Here is a 21095-nt window from a genome sequence, read left to right on the forward strand (position 1 = left end):
TCTGCCCCATCCGTCACACCCTCCTGCCAGACTCGGAGCCATGACGACTTGGCAGGATTTCGAGCAGGAGGCACCCGACCTGGCCCCGCTGGTGCGGGCCTGCTTCGAGGCGCACAAGCACCACGTGCTGGCGACGGTCCGCAAGGACGGCTCGCCCCGGGTGAGCGGCACCGAGGTGGCCTTCCTCGGCGCCGATCTGACCATCGGGTCGATGTACGGCGCGGTCAAGGCACGGGACCTCCAGCGGGACGGCCGGTTCGCCCTGCACGCCCACCCGGGCGACGAGGAGATGAAGGGCGGCGATGCCAAGCTGGCCGGCCGCGCCGTCGAGCTGACCGACCAGGTCGACCTGATGGCCTACGAGGCCGAGTACGGCGAGCTGCCCCCGGGCCCGTACCACGCCTTCCGGCTGGAGCTCACCGAGGCCGTGCTCACCACGGTCGAGGGCGACCAGCTGGTCATCCGCTCCTGGCGCCCGGGGCAGGAGGTCAAGCGCACCACCCGCAGCTAGAGCACGGACTTCAGCGCCTCCGGCGTACGGGCCACCACCGCGTGCCCGTCGTCGGCGGTGATGATCGGGCGCTGGATCAGGATCGGGTGCTCGGCCAGCGCGGCGATCCAGCGGCCGCGCTCGGCGGCCTCCTTCGGCCACTGCTTGACACCCAGCTCCTTGCCGACCGGCTCGTCCACCCGGGTGATGTCCCAGGGCTCCAGGCCGAGCCGCGCCAGGATCTGCTCGAGCTCCGCCACGCTCGGCGGGTCCTCCAGGTACCGCCGGACGGTGTACCCCATCCCGGCCGCGTCCAGCTCGCTGATCGCCGTGCGGCACTTGCTGCACTTCGGGTTGATCCAGATCTCCATGCCGCCCAGCCTAGGGGCTGCTGGTGCCTGACGGGGCGGCGTCCAGGTAGCGGAAATCGGCCGCGTACCGCTCCACCTTGGTGACGTACCCCTGGGTCTCCTGGTACGGCGGCACGCCCTGGTGCTTGGCGACGGCGCCGGGGCCCGCGTTGTAGGCGGCGAGCATGTTCCGGGTGGCGTCGCCCGGCACGGTGGCGGTCTGCCTGGCCAGGTAGCAGTCGTACCGGGCCTGGGCCGGGATGGCGTCGGCGGGCTCGAACACGTCCTTGACGCCGTCCCCGTTGCCGTCGACCCCGAACTCCGACCAGGTCTCGGGCGTGAACTGGGCGATGCCCTGGGCCCCCGCCGAGGAGACGGCCTTGGCGTTGAAGCGCGACTCGGTGTACAGCTGCCCGGCGATCAGCGAGGGCGAGACGGCCGGGCAGGTCTTCGCCGCCGCCCGGATCAGCGGCACCAGCGCGGCCGGCACGGTCGGCTTGGACGGCCCGCGCTCGACCAGCACCACCGTCACCACCGCGCCCGCCAGCACCACCAGGGCCACCGGCACGGCCACCCACCCGCGGCGCCGCCGCTTCGGTGCGCTCTCGGTGCTGCTCATCGCTGCTCTCCTCCGGCCCGTCTGAATCGGCGGCCCACTGGGTAGGCCGCTACTTGGCAGTAACTGTGGCAAGAGCCGACGGAGGGGGTCAGTGGCCATGGACAGTGCGGCGATCATAGAACAGCTGATGACACCGGGTGGACGCGAGGACCCGTACCCGCTCTACGGCCACGCCCGGGAGCAGGGGGCGGTCTCGCCCTGCGGCGAGGGCATGATCCTGGTGACCGGCTACCGCGAGGTCAACCAGGTGCTGCGGGACACCGCCTTCCACGTGGCCGACGCCGAGCTGCGCAGCCGCTGGGAGGAGGGCTTCAACGACCACGCGGCCAAGCTGATGCTCAGCCGGTCGATCCTCGAGCGCAACGAGCCCGACCACAGCCGGATGCGCTCGCTGATCGCCTCCGTCTTCACCGCCCGCCGGGTCGCCGCGCTGGAGCCGGCCGTGGCGGCGGCGGTCGAGCGGCTGCTCGACGAGATGGCCGAGCCGGGCGCGGGTGGCGCCGAGGTCGACTTCATGGAGACCTTCGCCTACCGCCTGCCGGTCACCGTGATCTGCGAGCTGCTCGGCGTGCCCGAGGCCGACCGGCACCTGTTCCGCGGCCTCGCCGCCGACCTGACCGTCGCCCTCGAGCCGGTCGCGTCGGAGCCCGAGCTGCTGCTGGCCGACGCGGCCGCCGACGAGCTCGCCGGGTACTTCACCCGGCTCGCCGCCGAGCGGCAGGCCAGACCCAAGGACGACCTGGTCAGCGCACTCGTCCAGGTCGCCGCCGAGGACCCGGGCCGGCTCTCCGGGCGGGAGCTGCTGGCCAACCTGGTGCTGCTGCTGGTGGCCGGGTTCGAGACCACCACCAACCTGCTGGGCAACGGGCTCTCCCTGCTGCTCGACCACCCCGAGGCGCTGGCCGGCGTCCGGTCGGGGGCCGTCGACCCGGCCGGGTACACCGAGGAGGTGCTGCGGTTCGACTCACCCGTCCAGGTGACGTCCCGGGTCGCGCTCGCCAACGGCCTGCGGATCGGGGAGCTGGACGCCCCGTACGGCTGGTTCGCCTTCCTGCTGATCGGCGCCGCCAACCGCGACCCCGAGCGCTTCGCCGACCCGGAGCGGTTCGACCCCACCCGCCGCGACAGCCGGCCGCTCAGCTTCGGCGGCGGCCCGCACTTCTGCCTGGGCGCCCAGCTGGCCCGGCTCGAGTCCACCCTCGCCATGCCCGCGCTGCTCCGCCGCTTCCCCGCCCTGGCCCGCGCCGGTGCCCCCACCCGCCGTGACCGCTGGGTCCTGCGCGGCTACCAGCACCTGCCGATCAGCCTGCACTGAGGCCTTTCGTCCCGGCCGGCCCGGGACCTTCGCCGCCGCGCGGCCCGGGGAGATCCGGCCACCATGGAGGCAGGAGGTCCCCACCTTGTCCTCGCCTGCCTCGTCCCCGACCGCAGCCGCCCGGCGCAACCTCACCCCGCAGCAGGGCGCCGCCACCCCGCGCTGGGTGCTCGTCCTGCCGCTGCTGCTGATCACCGTCGACCTGCTCCTGGAGTACGCCCTCCCGGACCACGTCGCGGCCGGCTTCCTGCTGACCGCCCTGCCCGTGGTGGTGGCCTTCGCCCGGGGCCCGCGCATGGTCGGGCTCGCCACCGTCGGCGCGATCGGCATGCAGGCCCTGCTCGCGGAGCGCGCCCACCACCTCACCGAGCAGCACCACGTCTGGGTGTACGTCTCCACCGCCCTCGCGGGCGTCCTCGGCGCCGCCCTGTCCTGGCAGCGGATCCGGCAGGAGCGCGACCTGGTCCTGGTCCGGACGGTGGTCGAGACGTTGCAGCGCACGGTGCTGCGCCCCGTCCCCGGCCAGGTCGGCGGGCTGCGCACGGCCGGGCTCTACCGGCCGGCGAACGCCGAGGTCGCGATCGGCGGGGACCTCTACGAGCTGTGCGAGACGCGGTACGGCACCCGGGTGCTGCTCGGGGACGTCCGGGGCAAGGGCCTGGAAGCCGTCCGGACGGTGGCCAACGTGCTCGGCGCCTTCCGCACGCTCGCGTACGAGACGCCCGACCTGGTCGAGCTGGCCGAGCGGCTGGACCGGCAGGTGCTGCGGGCCGCCGCCGAGCGGGGCGACGAAGAACTGTTCGTCACCGCGCTGCTGGTGGAGCACCTCCCGGGCTCGGGCCACTGCCGGCTGGTCAACCGGGGCCACCTCGAGCCAGTCCTGCTCACCCCCTCCGCCGCCACCCCCGTCCACTGCCCGGACGCCCTCCCGCTCGGCCTCGGCCACCTCGCCCCCGGCTCCGCCGAGCCCCGCACCCTCCAGCTCGACCCCGGCCACACCCTGCTCCTGCACACCGACGGCGTCAGCGAGGCCCGCGACAGCTCCGGCCGCTTCTACCCCCTCACCGAGCGCCTCACCGCCCTCGCCACCACCGACCCCGAAGCCGTGGTCGCCTTCCTCGACCAGGACGTCCGCCGCCACTCCTCCCCCCTCACCGACGACCTCGCCGTCCTGGCCCTCACCCCGGCCCGCTGACAGACTGTCACTCATGCACCCCGCGCCCCTGCCGATACCCGCCACCCCCTCGGCGCCCACCGTCCTCTGCCGCCGCTGCCACCGCCCGCTCCACGACCCTGAGTCCCGCCTGCTGCGGCTCGGCCCCAACTGCCGCGGCCCCGAGGACCCGACCCACGTCGTCCCCGGCGAGCAGGACACCCTGCCGGGGCTCTGAGGCGCCTGCCGTACGTCTCCGGCGGTACGACCCGATCCGCGTCGGCGCTACGGTGCAGCATGACTGTGGACGAGCATGTGACCGTCATCCGTGACGGCAGGCTGCGGGCGGCGGGGATCCGCCGGGGGAGTGTCATCGCCTACGACTGGGGTTTCAGCGAGGGCGGCGTCGAGCACGTGCAGCGGACGTACCTGCTGCTCGACGAGCACCTGCAGATCGACCAGCCGGTGGCCTTCCCGCCGGAGCAGCGGGGCTGGTGGTACTGCGACCTGGTGGCCGTGGACACCTCCGGCAGCCCGGTGGTGCGGACCGAGGACCGCTGGATCGACGTGATCGTCGGCCCGCCGGACCACCCGTACCGGCTGCTGGACCTGGACGAGTACGCCGCCGCGCTCGCCGACGGCCGGCTGGGCGCAGCCGAGGCCGCCGAGGGGCTGACCAGGATGCAGCACTTCCTGGACCGGCGGCTCAACCGCCGCCACGACACCACTCGTACGTGGCCGGACTTCCCGCCCCGGGAGGTCGAGGAGCTGCGCACCCTCGAACTGCCCCGGGACTGGGCCCTGTCGGGCTGAGTGCTTCCGTTCGCCTGACCGATGCCGGCTGTGCAACCGGCGGATTCGTGGTGTCCCTCCGGGGTCCCGACAATCCATGGTGCCCGCTGATTGGGCTAGCCCAATCGCCTCCGTGGCCCCGACCCCCCGTTCGGAAGGACGCCCAGCCGTGAGCAGAAGCCGATCTGCCGCACCGCAAGCCCGCCGCACCACCACCCTGACCGCCGCCCTCGCCGTCACCCTGACCGCCCTGCTCGGCCCGGCCCTCGTCGGGGCGCAGCAGCCCGCGGCCGCCGCCACCCAGAGCGCGAACCTGCTGCTCAACGGCAGTGCCGAGACCTCGCAGTGCAGCCCGGGCGGCTGGGAGGAGACCACCGTGCCCGGCTGGCAGCTGGCCTCGGGTGACCCGGTGATCAACTGCTACGGCGTCCCCACCGGCGCCGCGACCACCACCCCGGGCTCGCCGACCAAGGGCGGCGCCTACTTCCAGGGCGGCTCGCGCGGCTCCTCCCGGATGACCCAGACCACCGACGTCTCCTCGGCCGCGGCCGCGATCGACGCGGGCGGCGTGCACTCCACCGCCTCCGCCTGGCTCGGCGGCGTCGGCAGCTGGGACGACGCCGCCGGCGTCACCCTCACCTACCGCGGCGCGAACGGCGCCTCGCTCGGCACCTCCTCGATAGCCCCGGTGCTCGCCGCCGCCCGCTCCAACACCACGTCCTTCCTCCAGCGCAGCGTGACCACCGCCGTGCCCGCCGGGACGCGGTCGATCGTCACCGCCGTCGACTTCACCATGACCGGCACCCAGAACGACGGTCTGGCCGACGACCTCTCGCTGACCCTGGACACCCCGGTCACCGCCCCCACGCTGACCGTCCCGGCCTCCACCGTGCCGGCCTACGACCACGTCTTCGTCGTGATGATGGAGAACAACAACTACTCGGCGAGCTCCAACACCGCCGACGGCGGCGCCGGCATCATCGGCAACTCCGCCGCGCCGTACATCAACAACACGCTGGTGCCGATGGGTTCGCTCTTCACCAACTACCACGCGGGCACCCACAACTCGGACCCGAACTACGAGCAGATCGCCTTCGGCAACTCCTACGGCCGCTCCAGCCAGGCCGTCGGCGGCGGCAACGCCAACTGCATCACCAGCACCGCCTGCACCGCGACCAACAACGGCCTGAGCGACAACCTGGACGCGGTCGGCAAGAGCTGGAAGCAGTACACCCAGACCCAGACCAGCAACTGCCAGACCACCGGCAGCGGTGAGTACTCCGCGGACGACGTGCCGTTCTACTACGCGGCGAAGATGAAGAACGACAACGCCTACTGCCAGGCGCACTGGCAGCCGCTGCCGCAGTTCCTGAACACCGACCTGAGGTCCGCCGCCACCACCCCGAATTTCGTCTGGTTCGACCCGGACTCCTGCTACGACATGGAGGACTGCGGCATCGGTCCGGGCGACACCTGGCTGAGCCAGGCCCTGCCCACCCTCTTCGACTCCCCGGCCTGGACGCAAGCGAAGTCCCTCCTGCTGCTCACCTTCGACGAGGACGGCGCCGGCTCGCCCGGCGGCTTCGGCCCCGGCCAGACCAACCAGGTGATGACCCTGGCGATCGGCTCCCAGGGCACGGTCAAGGCCGGGTACCAGGACCCCAACCGGTACGACCACTACAGCAGCGCCCGGGTGATCGAGAGCGCGCTCGGCCTGGCCACCATGACCAACAACGACAAGTGGGCCACCCCGTTCAACGAGGTCTTCACCGGCGGCGCCCAGACCGGTAACACCGTCACCGCCGCGAACCCCGGCGCGCAGACCGGCACCACCGGCACCGCCGCCTCGCTCCAGCTGGCCGGCACCGACTCCGACCCGGCCCAGAGCCTGAGTTGGACCGCCACCGGCCTGCCCGCCGGGCTGACCGTCTCCGCCACCGGCCTGGTCTCCGGCACCCCGACCGCCGCCGGCACCTACACCGTGACCGTCACGGCCACCGACACCACCGGCGCGGCCGGCTCGGCCACCTTCACCTGGACGGTCGCCTCCGGCAGTCTCTACACCCTGCCGATCGCCAACTCCGACGCGGAGTCCGGCAGTTGCGGCACCGGCTCGGGCGGACACGCGGCCCAGGGCTGGACGGCCACCTCGAACCAGCCGCAGCAGGTCTGCTATGGCGCCCCCTCCTACCCGACCACCGGCCAGGGCCCGACGGCCCCGGCCACCCCGGGCGGCGCCTTCTTCGACGGCGGCCCGTACGCCTCCGCCCAGATGACCCAGACCGTGAGCGTCGCGAGCCAGGCCGCGAAGATCGCCACCGGCACCCTGCCGTACGCGCTCTCCGGCTGGATCGGCGGCTACAGCACCCAGGGTGACAGCGCCGGGGTGGTCGCGACCTTCCTCGACGCCTCCGGCACCGCCCTCGGCACCGCCACCCTCGCCCCGGTCACGCCCGCCCAGCGGAACAACCAGACGGTGCTGCTGCGCGAGCAGGCCACCGGCACCGTGCCGGTCGGTACGGCCTCGGTCCGCTTCGCGGTCTCCTTCACCCGCACCGGCGGGACGGACGACGACGGCTACGTGGACGACCTGGGTATGACCTTCGGCAGCTGAGTCACCTGGTGAGCGTGGCCGGGGCCCCGACCGGGCCTCGGCTACGCTCGCACTCGTGAGCAGCCACCTCCCGCCGGACCCAGCACCCTCCCCGCCGCCGCTGGCGGCGGTCCGCTCCGGGGTGCCGGAGCACGGCGAGCCGCCGAAGTACTTCCAGGTGAAGCAGAAGATCGACGCCGTCCTGGACGAGCTCGGCCCCGGCGCCCAGCTCCCGACCGAGCGCGTCTTCGCCGACCGGTTCGGGGTCTCCCGGATGACCGTCCGTCAGGCGATCCGGGAGCTGCGGCTGGAGGGCCGGGTCCAGCGCAGCGGCCGCTCCTCGGTGGCCGGGCGCCCCAAGCTGGTCCAGCCGCTCACCCTGGCCAGCTACACCGAGGGCGTCCGCCGCCAGGGCCGCCGGCCCGGCCGCCGCCTGGTGGTCTTCGAACAGCTCCCGGCCACCCCCGCCCTCGCCGCCGCCCTGCGGATCGAGCCCGGCGCCCCCGTCCACCACCTGGAACGCCTGCTGCTCGCCGACGACGAGCAGGTCGGCCTGGAGAGCACCTACCTCTCCGCCGCCCGCTTCCCCTCCCTGCTCACCGACTTCGACCCCGCCACCTCCCTCTACGCCCACCTCCGCACCCACGGCACCGCCTTCGCCGACGCCGACGAACGCATCGAGACCGTGCTCGCCTCCCCCCGCGAAGTCCAACTCATCGGCACCAGCCCGGCCCTGCCGATGCTCCTGCTCAACCGCATCACCCGCGACCGCACCGGCGAGCCGGTCGAATGCGTCCGCTCCCTCTTCCGCGGCGACCGCTTCAGCTTCACCGCCCACCTGACCTCCGACGACCCCGCCGAGCACTGACCCCTGCCCGGCGGCGCCGCGGGCGAGAACCGGGAGCCCGGCCCTCTCCCCGACCGGCCCGGTCGTAGGGCCTGTCCGCCCGGCTGAGGCCCCGTCCCGCCCGGACGGGGCCCGCCTCGAGGCGTCAGCCGGCGTACGATCCCGAGGTCAGCTCGGCCACCGCGCCGGGGCGGGTGGGCTGCCAGCCGAGGGCGGTCCGGGCGGCGGCGCCGCTGACGCTCTGGTCGAGGGCGAGCGCGTCCGCGAACAGCGGGCCGAAGACCGCGGCCGCGTCCGCCGCCGGCACCGCGTGCGGGGCGGTGGTCACCCCGGCCACCTGGCCGGCCGCCCGGGCCAGCTCGCGGACCGGGACGGCCGACTCGCCGACACCGTGCCAGACGGTGCCGGCCTCGGCGAAGTAGACGGCGGCGACGAACAGCTCGGCCAGGTCGTCCACGTGGACGGTCGGCCAGCGCACGCCCGCCTCGCCGTAGTACTCGGGCACCCCCTGCAACCGGGCCCGGTCGACCAGGATCGCGGGGATGCCGCCACCGCGGCCGTACACGATGCCGGGGCGGACCACGACCGCGCGCACGCCCTCGGCGGCCTCGGCCAGCACCCGCCGCTCGATCCGCGGGCGGTAGCCGACGATGTCGATCGGGTCGGTCGGGCGCTCCTCGCCGACCTCCTGGTCCTCGCCGGTGGCGCCCAGCACCCAGACGCCGCTGGTGTAGACGAAGGGGCGGCCGGTGCCGCGCAGCGGGGCGGTGAGCGCCTCGATGACGGCGAGGTCGGTGGCGGCGTCCCCGCTCGGGGGAGCGAGGTGGATCACGGCCTCGATGTCGGGGGTCACCGCACCGGCCAGCGAGGCCGGGTCGGCGGTGTCGCCGACGAGCTGCGCGTACCAGCCCCGGCCGGGCTGCGGCTCGGCGCCGCGGACGAGCGCGACGACCTGGTGGCCGGCGGCGCCCAGGTGGTCGGTGACGGCGGAGCCGATGTAGCCGGTGGCGCCGGTGAGCAGGACCTTCATGACGGTCGTTCCTCTCAGAAGTTGATCATCTGTCCGGCGAGGCCGTGAATCGCTTCCTTCACGGCCTCGCCGAGGGTCGGGTGGGCGTGCACGTTGCGCGCCACCTCATGGACGGTCAGGTCCCACTGCTGGGCGAGCGTCAGCTCGGGCAGCAGCTCGGTGACGTCCGGGCCGATCAGGTGCGCGCCGAGCAGCTCGCCGTACTCGGCGTCCGCGACGATCTTCACGAAGCCGGCCGGGTCGCCGAGACCGTGCGCCTTGCCGTTCGCGGTGAAGGGGAACTTGGCCACCCGGACGTCGTACCCCCGCTCGCGGGCCTGGGCCTCGGTGAAGCCGAAGCCGGCGATCTGGGGCTGGCTGTAGGTGGCGCGCGGGATCATCGGGAAGTCGAGCTCCATGGTCTCGGCGCCCGCGATCGTCTCGGCGGCGATGACGCCCATGGCCTCGGCGGTGTGGGCGAGCATCAGCTTCGCCGTCACGTCGCCGATGGCGTAGACGTGGGGCACCGAGGTGCGGCACCGGCCGTCGACCTCGACGGCGCCGCGCTCGGTGAGCGCCACCCCGGTGTGCTCCAGGCCGTAGCCGGTGACGTTCGGGCTGAAGCCGACGGCCTGCAGGACCCGGTCGGCCACCAGTACCTGCTGCCCGCCGTCCGCGCCGGTGACGGTGACCCGGACCTGCGGGCCGGATTCGTCGATCGCCTCGACCCGGGTGGAGGTGAGCACCCGGATGCCCGACTTCCGGTACTGCTTGGTCAGTTCGGCGGAGACTTCGGCGTCCTCCAGCGGGGCGAGCCGGTCCAGGAACTCCACCACGGTGACCTGCGTGCCGTAGCTGTGCAGCACGTAGGCGAACTCGATGCCGATCGCACCGCCACCGGCGATCACGATCGACCGCGGCACCTCCTCGGCGAGGATCTGCGCCTCGTACGTCACCACGCGCTCGCTGCGGGCGGTGCCGGGCAGCAGCCGCGGGCTCGCGCCGGTGGCGATGACGCAGTGGTCGAAGGACACGGTGTGGACGGTGCCGTCCGCCTCGGCGACCTCGACGGTGTGCGCGTCCAGGAAGGTGCCCCGGCCGTTGAACTCGGTGATGCCGTTCTTCTTCATCAGGTAGTGGACGCCCTTGACCCGGCCGTCCGCGACGGCGCGGCTGCGGCGGAAAGCCTGGCCGTAGTCGAGGGAGACGGTGCCGTCGACCGTGATGCCGAACTCCTTCGCCCGGTGCTGGAAGAGGTGGGCGAGCTCGGCGCCCCGCAGCAGCGCCTTGGTGGGGATGCAGCCGACGTTCAGACAGACACCGCCCCAGTACTTCTCCTCCACCACCGCGACCCGCAGGCCCAGTTGGGCGGCGCGGATCGCCGCCACGTAGCCGCCGGGGCCGGCGCCGAGGACGAGGACGTCGAAACGTGTGCACATGGGATCACCTCAGGAGTGGGAGCGCGTGCGCAGGACGACCAGGACGGTCAGCAGGGCGACCCCCGCCCCGGTCCAGAGCGCGGCGGTGAGTGTGGCGGCGTCGACCACCAGGCCGCCGAACAGGGCGCCGAGGGCGATCGCCAGGTTGAACACCGAGGTGTTCAGGGCGGTGGCGGCCTCGGCCTCCTTGGGCGCGGACCGCAGGATCCAGGTCTGCACGCTCACCGGCACCCCGCCGAAGGCCAGGCCCCAGCCGATCAGCAGCACGATCCCGCCGACCGGGTCGGTGCCGGCCACCGGGAACAGCGCCAGGATCACGGTCAGCAGCAGAGCGATGATCAGCACCACCCGGCGGACATCCCGCCCGACCACCGCGCCGGCCAGGAAGTTGCCGAGGATCCCGGCCGCGCCGAAGACCAGCAGTAGCGGGCCGACCAGGCCCCGGCCGATGCCGGAGACCTCCTGCAGCACCGGGCTGACGAAGGTGAACGCCGCGAAGTGACCGCCCACCAGCAGGAAGGTGGTCAGCACCCCGGCCCGGACGGCCCGGTTGCGCAGCTGCGCCCCGAGTGTGCGCAGCCGGACGGGATCGCCCGCGGGCAGGGCCGGCAGCAGGACGAGCAGCGCGGCCACCACGAGCAGGCCCAGGCCGCCGACGGTGGCGAACGCCGTCTGCCAGCTGCTGAATTCGCCGATCAGCGTCCCGGCCGGCACGCCGAGGACGTTGGCTGCCGTGGCGCCGCCGAAGGTGATCGCGGTGGCCCGGCCCACGTACTCGGCCGGCACCATGCGCACCGCGATGCCGGCCGCCAGCGCCCAGAAGCCGCCGATGCTGACGCCGACCAGGAAGCGGGAGGCGAGCAGGACGGTGAAGTCGGGGGCGAGCACCGACAGCAGGTTGGCCCCGGCCATCAGGCCGAGCAGGACGATCAGCACCGTACGCCGGTCGGCCCGCCGGATCAGCACGGGCAGCAGCGGCGCGGTGGCGGACGCGACGAGACCGGGCACGGTCACCATCAGCCCGGCCGTCCCCTCCGAGACGTGCAGCGCGCCGCCGATCGGGGTGAGCAGCCCCAGCGGCAGCTGCTCGGCGGTCACCATGGCGAAGGTGCCGACGGCCACCGCCGCCAGGGCGAGCCACCGCCGCAGCGGTACGGCGGCGGGAAGGCCGGGGCCGGGCCCCGCGTCGGTGGCCCGGACGGGCTCGACGGTGGTCATGAAGGAACTCCTTGAGTGGAACGGACGGTTGTGCCCCACCGGTCGAGGGCGGCGTAGGCAGGCTGCCAGCGGTGCGTGTACGCGTGGTGTGCGGCTTGGGGCAGGAGCTGGGCCAGCACGGCGCTCGCGGTCGGCTCCCCGAGGCCGTCCAGCAGCCAGGGCAGGATCCGCGCGGCCTCGATCCGCTGCGCGTGGACGCGCCCGAAGTGCTCCCACTGCTCCCGGCCCAGGATGGTCAGGGCCAGCGGGAAGACGGCCTCCTCCTCGTGGCGGAGGTGGCCGCGCAGACCGGTGACCAGCGAGCCGGCGAGCTCGCCGAACAGGTCCGGCCCGGTGGCGGGGTCGGTCAGTGCGTGGTCGATCGCCTCGATCAGCAGGGCGAGCGCGGCGTGCTCGGCCTCGATCGCCTCCAGCCGGGTGAGGGAGAGCGGGCGGCCGTGCAGGGCCCGGCGCAGGGCGGGCCAGAGGGCGTCGTCCTCGGCGCTGTGGTGGGCGCCCAGGGCCCGCCGGAACAGGCCCCACCCCGGGGCGGTGCGCAGCACGTCCCGGGGGTCGGGCCGGGTGCGGGCGGTGGCTCGGGCTAAGTGGTGCAGCTCCCTTCGCAAGGCGTCGTGCATCGCATACGTCACGGTCATGTCGAACACGTGGTCCGGCTCCTGGTGCCGAGGCCCTCCGCGGGCGGCCTGCCCGGGTGCCTCAAGCCTTCCGTGGCGGCGTGGGCGGATCAACGCGGACTTCGTGCGGTCTTCGATAACCCGGCGGTTATCGACCTGACATGGTCGTGCGTCAGAAGTGGTGCGGGCCGAGCTCGCGCACCACGGTGGCGAGCGCGCGGATCGGCTCGTTCTCGGCGTCGGTGCGCCAGATCAGGACGTAGGACAGCGTCGGCAGGTCCGGGACGGGGATCCAGCGGATGTTCGGCATGCCCCAGTACCGGGTGACGTGGCTGGGGAAGCCGTGGATGATCTCGCCCATGCCGACCCGGCTGATCAGGTCCTCCGCGTTGTGCACCTCCCCGCCGCGCTCGATCGTCCGGCCGCCGGGCGCATGGAAGGGGATGTAGCCGTCCTCCCAGTAGTCCGGCAGGGCGGGCGGCATCGGGTGCGCGAAGTCGGCGAACATCTCCAGCCGTGCCGAGGTGCGCCCGGCGAGCTCGTGGTCCTCGGACACCGCGAGGATCCGGGGGTCCGTCAGCAGGACCGGGCCTACGGTGAAGTCGGGCTCCTCCACGGGCAGCCAGCCGACCAGGACGTCGAAGTCGCCGTTGCGGAGCCAGCCGAACGGATCGGTGTACCCCAACTGCCGGATCTCCAGCTCCCACTGCGGGTGCTTGGCGCGGAACGCCTTCCAGTAGAAGTGCAGGTCCACCAGGTTGAAGGGCATCATGCCGACGCGCAGCCGCCCGGTGACCCCGCGGGCGGCGAGCCGGGCCCGCTCCAGCGATTCGTGCAGGCCCGCGTAGACCGGCTGCAGGTCGCCCCGCAGCTGGCGGCCGACCTCGGTCAGGCGCACGGTGCGGCTGGTGCGGTCGAACAGCGCCGCGCCGATCCGCCGCTCCTGCTTCTTGATCGCCTGGCTGACCCGGGCCTGGGAGACCCGCAGCCGCTCGGCGGTGCGGCCGAAGTGCAACTCCTCGGCCAGCACCAGGAATATCTCGATGTCCCGCAGTTCCACCGCGCCCCCCGCGTACGCGCTCCGCCGCCCCCCGCAGGCAGCTGAACCGCCCAAGTCTACGGTGATCGACTTCTGCTCCGCAGCGGCCGAACCACCCGGTGAGACGGTTCTGTTACGGGTCCGAGCGCTACGGCAGGGCCATCGGCGCGGCGCCGATGGCGGCCAGTTCCGCCTCGCCGCGGGCCCGGTCCGGGCCGCCGGCCAGGGCCAGGGTCCGGGCCCACTGGTAGCGGCAGCCGCCGGCGAGCAGCTGGTCGGCCGCCGCGAGCAGGCCGGTGCGGTCCCCGGCGGCGAGGGCCGCGGAGCGTTCCACCACGGCGAGCGCCACCGGGTTGCCGGCGGTGTTCAGCCGGGCCCGGGCGATCCGGTCGGCGGCCGAGGGATCGTCGGCGAGGACGGCGGCCTCGGCCCAGACGGCGGCGTACCAGGGCCGCCACATTCCGCTGTACCAGGCGGCCAACTCCTCGGGGGCGGTGGCCAGCAGCGTCAGGGCCTCCTCGGCGCGGCCGTGGTGGAGCAGGACGAGGGCGTCGAAGAAGTCGCCGTGGTGGATCCGGGCCACCGCCAGGCTCGGGTTGGCGACGGCCTCGACCACCCCGAGCCAGCGCGCACGCCCCGCGTCGTCGCCGCGCAGCCCGCAGACCGCGGCGGCGGCGTACGGGGCCCGGCTGAGGTTCCCCGCGCGGGGGCGCCCGGCGCGCTCCCAGCCGTCGAGGAAGCAGTCGGCGAAGGCGGAGTGCTCGGCCCAAGCCCCGGTCAGTGCGGTCACCACCAGCAGCCGGGCGGTCGCCAGGTGGCCCTCCTCGCGGTAGAAGGGCAAGTGGCGGACTTGGTCGGCGAGTTCGCGGGCGGCGGCGAGGTCACCCGACGCGGTGAACGTCTCGGCGGCCATCTGGCAGGAGTCGAACAGCTCCAGTCCGGCGGCCAGCGGCCGGTGCCGGAAGGCCGCCGTCAGCTCGACCCGCCGCCGTGCGGCGGCCTCGGCGGCCCGGATCTCGCCGCGGGCCAGGTGGACGCAGCTCAGCTGGTCGAGGGCGGCGCTCTCGGCCAGCGGGTCGCCCGCCCGCCGGGCGAGTGCGATGGCGCGCTCGGCCGGCGCCGGGTCGTGCGGGTCCTGTCCGTCCAGCAGGTAGGCCCCGACCACCGCCACCCGGGCCCGTACCTTCGGGTCGCCCTCGGCCAGGGCGAGCGCCTCGGCGGCCAGCCCGGCCGGCTCGGGCAGCCCCTCGCCCTGGACCAGGCCGGGCGCGCGGACGATCAACTCCGCGGCCTGCGCCAGCTGGTAGCCGGCCAGTGGCCGGTCGCCCGCCCGCAGCGCCGCCTCGGCGCAGGCGCGGTGCAGCCTGATCCCCTCGCCGCCGAAATGGCGGATCTCCGCCGCCGAGGCGGCGCAGGCCAGCGCGTCGGCCGCAGCGCGGTGGTCGGGGGCGAGGGCGGCGGCCTGCTCGAACCGGCGCTGGCCCTCGCCGGGGCGGCCGCGGGCGAAGAACAGCTCCGCCAGGGTCAGGGCGAGCCCGTACCCCTCGGCGCGGCGTGCCGGTTCTCCGGCCGCCCACTCCAGGGCGGCGAGGGCCTCGTCGGCGATCCGGTCGAAAGCCGCCCGGCCCTCCGCGTGGCCCTCCTCCAGCGGCCCCCGGGTGGCGGCCAACTCGGCCTGGCACCAGTGCAGATGGCGCAGCCGCGCCTCCTCGAGCCCGCCCGCCCGGTCGAGGAGCTCGGCGCCGTACTGGCGGATCGTCTCCAGCATCCGGTAGCGGGTGCCGTCGGGCGTCTGCACCACCGTCAGCAGGCTGTGGTCGGCGAGGGCGGCCAGTGCGGCGGTCACCCTGGGGCCGGTCGGCGGCCGGCCGGCCAGCACGGCGGCGGCCGCGTCCGCGGTGAAGGCGGCGGCGAAGACGCAGACGCGCCGCAGCAGTTCCTGCTCGGGCCCGGTGAGCAGCGCATGGCTCCAGTCCAGGGTGGCGCGCAGCGAGCGGTGCCGGTCGTTCAACCGCCGCCCGCCGGCCAGCAGGTGCAGGCGGTCGGCCAGCCCGTCCGCCAGGCCGGTCAGGCCCAGCGCGGGCAGCCGGGCCGCGGCCAGCTCGATGGCCAGCGCCATGCCGTCCAGCCCCCGGCAGATCCGGGCGACCTGCCGGCGGTCGGCGGCCGGGCTGTCGGCGGCGGCAGCCCGGTCCAGGAACAGCTCGACGGCGTCGCCGCCGCTCTCGGTCACCGTCAACCCCGGTACGGAGTAGACCCGTTCGTGCGGCACCAGCAGGCGCGCCCGGCTGGTCGCGAGCACCCGCACCCGCGGGCACTCCGTCAGCAGCCGCTCGACCAGGACGACGACGGCGCCGACCAGGTGCTCGCAGTTGTCGACCACCAGCAGCACCTGCCGGTCGGCGAGATGGGCCAGCACCGACTCCTCGGCGGAGCGGCCCGGCTGCTCGCCCAGGCCGAGCGCGTCGAGCACCGCCGGAGCGAGCATCCCCTCCTCGGTCACCGGGACCAGGTCGACGTACCGGACGCCGTCGGCGTACCGGCCGGTGAGCTCCCCGGCCACCGCCAGGGCCAGCCTGGTCTTGCCGATGCCACCGGGGCCGACGGCGCTGACCAGCCGGTGGCCGGCCAGCAGCTCCGCGAGGGCCGCCCGCTCGGCGGCCCGGCCGACGAACGCGGTCAGCGGGGTGGGCAGCCCGCTCGACCGCGCTTCGGCAGGGGCCGCCAGCCGGGCCAGGGCACGTCGGTGGCCGACCCCCAACTTGCGCAGCAGGGAGGAGACATGACTCTCGACGGTGCGTACCGAGAGCTGGAGCCGCTGCGCGATCTCGGTGTTGGTGAGGTGCTCCCCGAGGGCGGCGAGCACCTCCGCCTCGCGCTCGGATACGTTCGCCGACGCCTGATGATCCATCAGGCCATTCTCGCGGGGGAACGGGAGATTCAGCAGCGGGCCTCCAGGATCAGGTGGAAGGGAGTCCGCGCCACCTCGCGCACCCGGGAGAACCCGGCCTCGGCGAGCACCTCCGCCAGCCGGGCCGGCCCGGCCTGCGCGCCCAGGCCCAGGCCGACCGGCTGGGCGAGCGAGGCAGGCGTGCACACCGCGGTGGAGAAGCCGTAGAACGCCCGGCCCACCGGGTTCAGGTTGTGCTCGAGCCCGTCTCCGGCCGCCGGCTCCACCAGCATCAGCGTCCCGTCCGGCGCCAGCGCCGCCCGGATGTGCCGGGCCGCGCCGACCGGGTCGCCCATGTCGTGCAGGCAGTCGAACAGGCAGACCAGGTCGAAGCCGGTACCCGCGAAGGCGTCCGCCGCGGCCTCCTCGAACCGCACCCGGTGGTGCACCGCACCCGCCACGGCGGCCGCCCGCGCCGCCTCGACGGAGGGGCCGTGGCAGTCGAAGCCGGCGAAGGTCGAGCGCGGGTACGCCGCGGCCATCAGCACGGTGGAACCCCCGAGGCCGCAGCCGACGTCGGCCACGCTCGCCCCGCCCTTGAGCTTCGCCTCGACGCCGTCCAGCGCGGGGATCCACTCGCCGGTCAGGTAGGCGGCGTAGCTGGGGTGGAACAGCCGCCGCACGCCCGAGAACAGCCGCTCGTCGTGCTGCTCCCAGCCGAACCCGGCCCCGGTGCCGAACGCCTCGGCGAGCTGCTCGTGGTCGCTGTAGCAGGAGGCGATCGCCTCGTACGCCCCGGCGAGGAACACCGGGCTGTCCTCCCGCGCCAGCACCGCGGCCTGCTCGGCGGGCAGCTCGAAGGCGTCCCGCAGCGGGTGGTGGACGACGTAACCCCCGGCGGCCTGGTTGCACAGCCACTCCCGGACGTAGCGCGGCGCCGTCCCGGTCCGCTGCGCCAGCTCCCGCGCGGTGAGCGGGCCGGCCCCGGCCATCGCCCGGTACAGCCCCAGGCGGTCCCCGAGGTGCACGAGCAGCCCGGACACGGCGGCGGCCATGTCCGAGACGGCCTGGCCGACGAACTGTTCGAGTCTGTGCTGGTCGATGGTGGTCATGGCGGGTGCCTTCCTCCCGGTGTTCTCCCTGTGGAAGGCGAGTCTGCGCCGGGCGGGCCCGCGGGCGATTCCGTGGTGGCCACGGGATCGCGGGCTCCGTACCCGCCCCGGACGTAGCCTGGGACCAGGGGGAAACGATGGGAGCAGTGCCATGGCTGTCGTCATGTCCATGAGCTGGGCGGGTACCACGCCCGAGCAGTACGACGCCGTCCGCGACCTGGTGCGGTGGGAGGAGCAGACGCCCGACGGCGCCGTTCTCCATGTCGCCTGGTACGACGAGAACGGCCTCCGCGTCACCGACGTCTGGGACACCGCCGAGGACTTCAACCGCTTCATGCAGGACCGGCTGGCCCCCGCCATCGAGAAGGTCGGCATCGAAGGCCAACCTGAAGTCAGCTTCACCCCCGTCCACCGCCGCTTCGTCGCCCCGGGCGTCACCGGAGCCGCCTCCTGACGATCACTCACGGGTCCGTCGACGGCCGCAGGCTTTCACCGTCGGGCCGGGAACCGTTCGGTGATCGCCGTCGCGATCCGGTCAGGTGCGTCCTCCTGGACGAAGTGCTTCGCCCGGTGCAGTTCGACGATGTCGACTGCCGTGAAGGCGGAGCGGATCCGGGGGAGGCATGCCTTCGCCCGGAACACCGGGTCGCGCATGCCCCAGACGGCCAGGGCCGGCTTGTCGCCGAGGTGCGCGGGTACGTCCTGGGCGAGTTGCTCCAGCAGGGGGCGTGCGGCGCGGATCTCGCGGGGTGCGACCGCGAGGCCACGCCGGGCTTCCTCCGTGGGTTGCACCAGGCGGTAGTGGTCGGCCTCGGCCGCGGTCAGGGCGGGACCGGTCCTGCCGAGCAGGAACCGTTCCACGAGGAGGTTCTGTTCGAGGATGAGGCGCTGCGCGGGGCGGCTGCTCATGACCATGCCGAACGCCCGGTTCGCCAGCGGCTCGACGGGCCAGAACGCGGTGTTGCCCAGCACGACGCCCCTGACGCGGTCCGCCCGCGACACTGCCGCGCCGAGCCCGATCGGGCCGCCCCAGTCCTGACCCATCAGGACGAAGTCGTCGAGCCCGAGCCGGTCGATGAGCTCACCCAGGACGGCGGTGTGCTCCGCGATCGTGTAGCCGAAGCCGACCGGGCGCTCGGACAGGCCGAAGCCCAGGTGGTCGACCGCGATGCAGCGGTAGGCGCCGCGAAGGCTCTTGACGATGTGGCGGTAGAGGAAGCTCCAGGTGGGGGAGCCGTGGCAGAACACGATCGCCGGCCCCGCTCCCTCGTCGATGTAGTGGACCCGCCCGGCGGACGAGTCGAACCATCGCGATTCGAACGGGTACAGGGTCGGGTCGGGCACGAAGCCGATCATCATGGCGCGCTCCTCGGGGGCTGTGCCGCATTCTGGTGCCGCCCCACACCTCCACTACAGGTGTAGAGCCGGTGCGTCGCAAGACACTACACCTGTAGCATCGGCTCATGTCCTCGAACGCGGGAAGCAGCAACGCGCGACGGGAGGCGATCACGGACAGTGCGATCCGCATCCTCGCCCGCGACGGTGTTCGCGCCCTGACCCATCGGGCCGTCGACCGCGAGGCGGGCATCCCGCAGGGATCGACCTCCTACCACGCCAAGACGCGGCTCGCGCTCATGGAGCTCATCGTCGACGCACTCGCCGCCCGGTCGAAGGCGGACGCCGACGCACTCGCCGACTCGATGGGCTCGCTCGGCGGCCCCGGGCGCCGCCTCTCCGTCGAGGAGCTCGCCGCGCTGATCGCGGGACTCGTCGAGACCCTCGCCTCGCGCCGCGACGACATGAGGGCCCGGTACGCGCTTCTGCTCGAACTCGACGACGCGCCACACCTGCGGGCGAAGCTGACGACCGACTCCGAAGTCCACGCCGTCTCCCGGCAGGTGACCGCGTCGGCCCTCGCCGCCGCGGGGCTTCCCCACTCGCCCGCGTGCGTCGATGAGCTGATCGCCCTCACGGACTCGCTGCTGCTCCACCGGACCGTGATCAACGAGACCGCCTCGCCTCAGGCCATCCTCGCCGCCTACCTGCGCGGTACGGCACCGACCTGATCCGGCCGGGGAGCGGAGGGCAAGCGTCTCCGCAGGCCGGCAAGGTGCCGACCTGCGGAAACGGGGGAGAGATCGAACTGCGTCCCCGCAGCTCGGAGGTATCTCTACAGGTCGTAGTAGAGCTCGAACTCGTGCGGGTGGGGGCGCAGGGCGATGGGGGCGATCTCGGTGGTGCGCTTGAGGTCGATCCAGGTCTCGATCAGGTCGGGGGTGAAGACACCGCCGGCCAGGAGGTATTCGTGGTCGGCCTCGAGGGCTTCGAGGACGGCGCCGAGGGAGGAGGGGACCTGGGGGACGGAGGCGTGCTCGTCGGGGGCGAGCTCGTAGAGGTCCTTGTCGACGGGCTCGAGGGGCTCGATCTTGTTCTTGATGCCGTCGAGGCCGGCCATCAGCATGGCGGCGAAGGCGAGGTAGGGGTTGGAGGCCGGGTCGGGGGCGCGGAACTCGATGCGCTTGGCCTTGGCGTTGGAGCCGGTGATCGGGATGCGGATCGCGGCCGAGCGGTTGCGCTGGGAGTAGACCAGGTTGACCGGGGCCTCGAAGCCGGGGACGAGGCGGTGGTAGGAGTTCACCGAGGGGTTGGTGAAGGCGAGCAGCGAGGGCGCGTGCTTGAGCAGGCCGCCGATGTAGTAGCGGGCGGTGTCGGAGAGCCCGGCGTAGCCCTGCTCGTCGTAGAAGAGCGGGGAGCCCTCGGTCCAGAGCGACTGGTGCACGTGCATGCCCGAGCCGTTGTCCCCGAAGATCGGCTTCGGCATGAAGGTGGCGGTCTTGCCGTTCCGCCAGGCGACGTTCTTGATGATGTACTTGAACAGCATCAGGTCGTCGGCCGAGGCGAGCAGGGTGTTGAACTTGTAGTTGATCTCGGCCTGTCCGGCGGTGCCGACCTCATGGTGCTGGCGCTCGACCTCCAGGCCGGCCTTGGCCAGCTCGAGCGACATCTCGGCGCGCAGGTCGGCGAAGTGGTCGACCGGCGGGGTGGGGAAGTAGCCGCCCTTGTACTTGACCTTGTAGCCGCGGACGTCACCCTCGGCGGAGCCGGTGTTCCAGGCGCCGGCCTCGGAGTCGATGTGGTAGTACGAGGCGTTGGCGCTGGTCTCGAAGCGGACCGAGTCGAAGACGTAGAACTCGGCCTCGGGCCCGAAGTAGGCGGTGTCCGCGATGCCGGAGGAGGCGAGGTAGGCCTCGGCCTTCTTGGCGATGTTGCGCGGGTCGCGGCTGTAGGCCTCGCCGGTGATCGGGTCCTGGATGAAGAAGTTGATGTTGAGGTGCTTCTCCGCGCGGAACGGGTCGAGCCGGGCGGTGGTCAGGTCCGGGACGAGTGCCATGTCGGACTCGTGGATCGCCTGGAAGCCCCGGATCGAGGACCCGTCGAACATCAGGGTCTCGGCCGGGTCGAAGGTGGCCGCGGGTACGGAGAAGTGCTGCATGACGCCCGGCAGGTCGCAGAACCTCACGTCGACGAACTTGATGTCGTTCTCCGCGATGTACTGCTTCACCTCTGCGGCGTTGTTGAACATTCCATCCTCCTCAGCCTGCGGTTTGGTGGCTC

At 73.3% G+C, this 21095-nt stretch carries 20 protein-coding genes; 9 read left to right on the forward strand and 11 right to left on the reverse strand.

The genetic code is table 11. The features are described from left to right. Positions 1-40: 40 nt before the first annotated feature. Positions 41-511: a pyridoxamine 5'-phosphate oxidase family protein gene (locus ABT095_RS16475; RefSeq protein ID WP_350530098.1), complete on the forward strand. Its 471-nt coding sequence runs from the start codon at positions 41-43 to the stop codon at positions 509-511. Here the strand turns inward: ABT095_RS16475 and ABT095_RS16480 are convergent. Together ABT095_RS16480 and ABT095_RS16485 are read right to left on the reverse strand one after the other, a co-directional pair. After that, complete coding sequence (locus ABT095_RS16480; protein WP_350530099.1) at positions 508-861, reverse strand: arsenate reductase family protein; 354 nt, start codon at positions 859-861, stop codon at positions 508-510. The two genes, ABT095_RS16475 and ABT095_RS16480, sit on opposite strands and share 4 nt — an antisense overlap. Positions 862-871: 10 nt before the next feature. Continuing rightward, entirely contained in the window at positions 872-1459 is a 588-nt protein-coding gene (locus ABT095_RS16485; protein WP_350530100.1) for a lytic transglycosylase domain-containing protein, read from the reverse strand. 127 nt (positions 1460-1586) lie between these two features. Here ABT095_RS16485 and ABT095_RS16490 point away from each other — a divergent pair, with 127 nt between their 5' ends. The 6 genes from ABT095_RS16490 to ABT095_RS16515 all read left to right on the forward strand — a co-directional run bounded on the left by ABT095_RS16490 (position 1587) and on the right by ABT095_RS16515 (position 8180). Continuing rightward, complete coding sequence (locus tag ABT095_RS16490; RefSeq protein ID WP_350530101.1) at positions 1587-2774, forward strand: cytochrome P450; 1188 nt, start codon at positions 1587-1589, stop codon at positions 2772-2774. 85 nt (positions 2775-2859) lie between these two features. Continuing rightward, complete coding sequence (locus tag ABT095_RS16495) at positions 2860-3969, forward strand: PP2C family protein-serine/threonine phosphatase (RefSeq protein WP_350530102.1); 1110 nt, start codon at positions 2860-2862, stop codon at positions 3967-3969. Between the two features lie 13 nt (positions 3970-3982). After that, a complete protein-coding gene (locus tag ABT095_RS16500; protein WP_350530103.1) occupies positions 3983-4165 on the forward strand; it encodes a DUF6011 domain-containing protein in 183 nt (60 codons plus the stop codon). Between the two features lie 59 nt (positions 4166-4224). Continuing rightward, positions 4225-4740, forward strand: coding sequence for a DUF402 domain-containing protein (locus tag ABT095_RS16505; RefSeq protein WP_350530104.1), 516 nt, complete (start codon positions 4225-4227; stop codon positions 4738-4740). A 148-nt stretch (positions 4741-4888) separates the two neighbouring features. Continuing rightward, positions 4889-7333, forward strand: a complete 2445-nt coding sequence (locus ABT095_RS16510; RefSeq protein ID WP_350530105.1) for a putative Ig domain-containing protein — start codon at positions 4889-4891, stop codon at positions 7331-7333. A 55-nt stretch (positions 7334-7388) separates the two neighbouring features. Then, positions 7389-8180: a GntR family transcriptional regulator gene (locus ABT095_RS16515; RefSeq protein WP_350530106.1), complete on the forward strand. Its 792-nt coding sequence runs from the start codon at positions 7389-7391 to the stop codon at positions 8178-8180. 124 nt (positions 8181-8304) lie between these two features. On the opposite strand, the gene ABT095_RS16520 is transcribed toward ABT095_RS16515, so the two are convergent. The 7 genes from ABT095_RS16520 to ABT095_RS16550 form a co-directional block, all read right to left on the reverse strand. Then, positions 8305-9189, reverse strand: a complete 885-nt coding sequence (locus tag ABT095_RS16520; protein ID WP_350530107.1) for an NAD-dependent epimerase/dehydratase family protein — start codon at positions 9187-9189, stop codon at positions 8305-8307. Between the two features lie 14 nt (positions 9190-9203). Continuing rightward, a complete protein-coding gene (gene lpdA, locus ABT095_RS16525; protein ID WP_350530108.1) occupies positions 9204-10607 on the reverse strand; it encodes a dihydrolipoyl dehydrogenase in 1404 nt (467 codons plus the stop codon). Between the two features lie 9 nt (positions 10608-10616). Beyond that, positions 10617-11825, reverse strand: coding sequence for an MFS transporter (locus ABT095_RS16530; protein ID WP_350530109.1), 1209 nt, complete (start codon positions 11823-11825; stop codon positions 10617-10619). Next, a complete protein-coding gene (locus tag ABT095_RS16535; protein WP_350530180.1) occupies positions 11822-12460 on the reverse strand; it encodes a hemerythrin domain-containing protein in 639 nt (212 codons plus the stop codon). Before ABT095_RS16535 ends, ABT095_RS16530 begins: the two co-directional genes overlap by 4 nt. Before the next feature lie 151 nt (positions 12461-12611). Next, positions 12612-13499, reverse strand: coding sequence for a LysR family transcriptional regulator (locus tag ABT095_RS16540; RefSeq protein WP_350530110.1), 888 nt, complete (start codon positions 13497-13499; stop codon positions 12612-12614). Between the two features lie 127 nt (positions 13500-13626). After that, positions 13627-16389, reverse strand: coding sequence for an ATP-binding protein (locus ABT095_RS16545; protein WP_350530111.1), 2763 nt, complete (start codon positions 16387-16389; stop codon positions 13627-13629). 29 nt (positions 16390-16418) lie between these two features. Beyond that, positions 16419-17480 carry a methyltransferase domain-containing protein gene (locus ABT095_RS16550; protein WP_350530112.1) on the reverse strand — a complete coding sequence of 354 codons (1062 nt, stop codon included), beginning with the start codon at positions 17478-17480 and terminating at the stop codon, positions 16419-16421. Between the two features lie 151 nt (positions 17481-17631). Between ABT095_RS16550 and ABT095_RS16555 the strand changes: the two genes are divergently transcribed. Continuing rightward, positions 17632-17934, forward strand: coding sequence for a hypothetical protein (locus ABT095_RS16555; RefSeq protein ID WP_350530113.1), 303 nt, complete (start codon positions 17632-17634; stop codon positions 17932-17934). A 35-nt stretch (positions 17935-17969) separates the two neighbouring features. Here ABT095_RS16555 and ABT095_RS16560 read toward each other — a convergent pair whose 3' ends face one another. Next, positions 17970-18839, reverse strand: coding sequence for a haloalkane dehalogenase (locus tag ABT095_RS16560; RefSeq protein ID WP_350530114.1), 870 nt, complete (start codon positions 18837-18839; stop codon positions 17970-17972). A gap of 104 nt (positions 18840-18943) precedes the next feature. On the opposite strand from ABT095_RS16560, the gene ABT095_RS16565 reads away from it, so the two are divergent. Then, complete coding sequence (locus ABT095_RS16565) at positions 18944-19546, forward strand: TetR/AcrR family transcriptional regulator (RefSeq protein ID WP_350530115.1); 603 nt, start codon at positions 18944-18946, stop codon at positions 19544-19546. Positions 19547-19650: 104 nt separating this feature from the next. Here the strand turns inward: ABT095_RS16565 and glnA are convergent, their stop codons facing one another. Next, on the reverse strand, positions 19651-21063 hold the full coding sequence (gene glnA / locus ABT095_RS16570) for a type I glutamate--ammonia ligase (RefSeq protein ID WP_350530116.1): 1413 nt from the start codon (positions 21061-21063) through the stop codon (positions 19651-19653). Positions 21064-21095 lie beyond the last annotated feature (32 nt).

Source organism: Kitasatospora sp. NPDC002227 (assembly GCF_040296285.1).
GTDB lineage: Bacteria > Actinomycetota > Actinomycetes > Streptomycetales > Streptomycetaceae > Kitasatospora.

Coding starts and splice junctions, on each gene's coding strand:
- ABT095_RS16475 (WP_350530098.1), top strand. CDS start 41: ATGACGACTTGGCAGGATTTCGAGCAGGAGGCACCCGACCTGGCCCCG.
- ABT095_RS16480 (WP_350530099.1), bottom strand. CDS start 861: ATGGAGATCTGGATCAACCCGAAGTGCAGCAAGTGCCGCACGGCGATC.
- ABT095_RS16485 (WP_350530100.1), bottom strand. CDS start 1,459: ATGAGCAGCACCGAGAGCGCACCGAAGCGGCGGCGCCGCGGGTGGGTG.
- ABT095_RS16490 (WP_350530101.1), top strand. CDS start 1,587: ATGACACCGGGTGGACGCGAGGACCCGTACCCGCTCTACGGCCACGCC.
- ABT095_RS16500 (WP_350530103.1), top strand. CDS start 3,983: ATGCACCCCGCGCCCCTGCCGATACCCGCCACCCCCTCGGCGCCCACC.
- ABT095_RS16505 (WP_350530104.1), top strand. CDS start 4,225: ATGACTGTGGACGAGCATGTGACCGTCATCCGTGACGGCAGGCTGCGG.
- ABT095_RS16520 (WP_350530107.1), bottom strand. CDS start 9,189: ATGAAGGTCCTGCTCACCGGCGCCACCGGCTACATCGGCTCCGCCGTC.
- lpdA (WP_350530108.1), bottom strand. CDS start 10,607: ATGTGCACACGTTTCGACGTCCTCGTCCTCGGCGCCGGCCCCGGCGGC.
- ABT095_RS16530 (WP_350530109.1), bottom strand. CDS start 11,825: ATGACCACCGTCGAGCCCGTCCGGGCCACCGACGCGGGGCCCGGCCCC.
- ABT095_RS16535 (WP_350530180.1), bottom strand. CDS start 12,460: ATGACCGTGACGTATGCGATGCACGACGCCTTGCGAAGGGAGCTGCAC.
- ABT095_RS16545 (WP_350530111.1), bottom strand. CDS start 16,389: ATGGATCATCAGGCGTCGGCGAACGTATCCGAGCGCGAGGCGGAGGTG.
- ABT095_RS16550 (WP_350530112.1), bottom strand. CDS start 17,480: ATGACCACCATCGACCAGCACAGACTCGAACAGTTCGTCGGCCAGGCC.
- ABT095_RS16555 (WP_350530113.1), top strand. CDS start 17,632: ATGGCTGTCGTCATGTCCATGAGCTGGGCGGGTACCACGCCCGAGCAG.
- ABT095_RS16560 (WP_350530114.1), bottom strand. CDS start 18,839: ATGATGATCGGCTTCGTGCCCGACCCGACCCTGTACCCGTTCGAATCG.
- ABT095_RS16565 (WP_350530115.1), top strand. CDS start 18,944: ATGTCCTCGAACGCGGGAAGCAGCAACGCGCGACGGGAGGCGATCACG.
- glnA (WP_350530116.1), bottom strand. CDS start 21,063: ATGTTCAACAACGCCGCAGAGGTGAAGCAGTACATCGCGGAGAACGAC.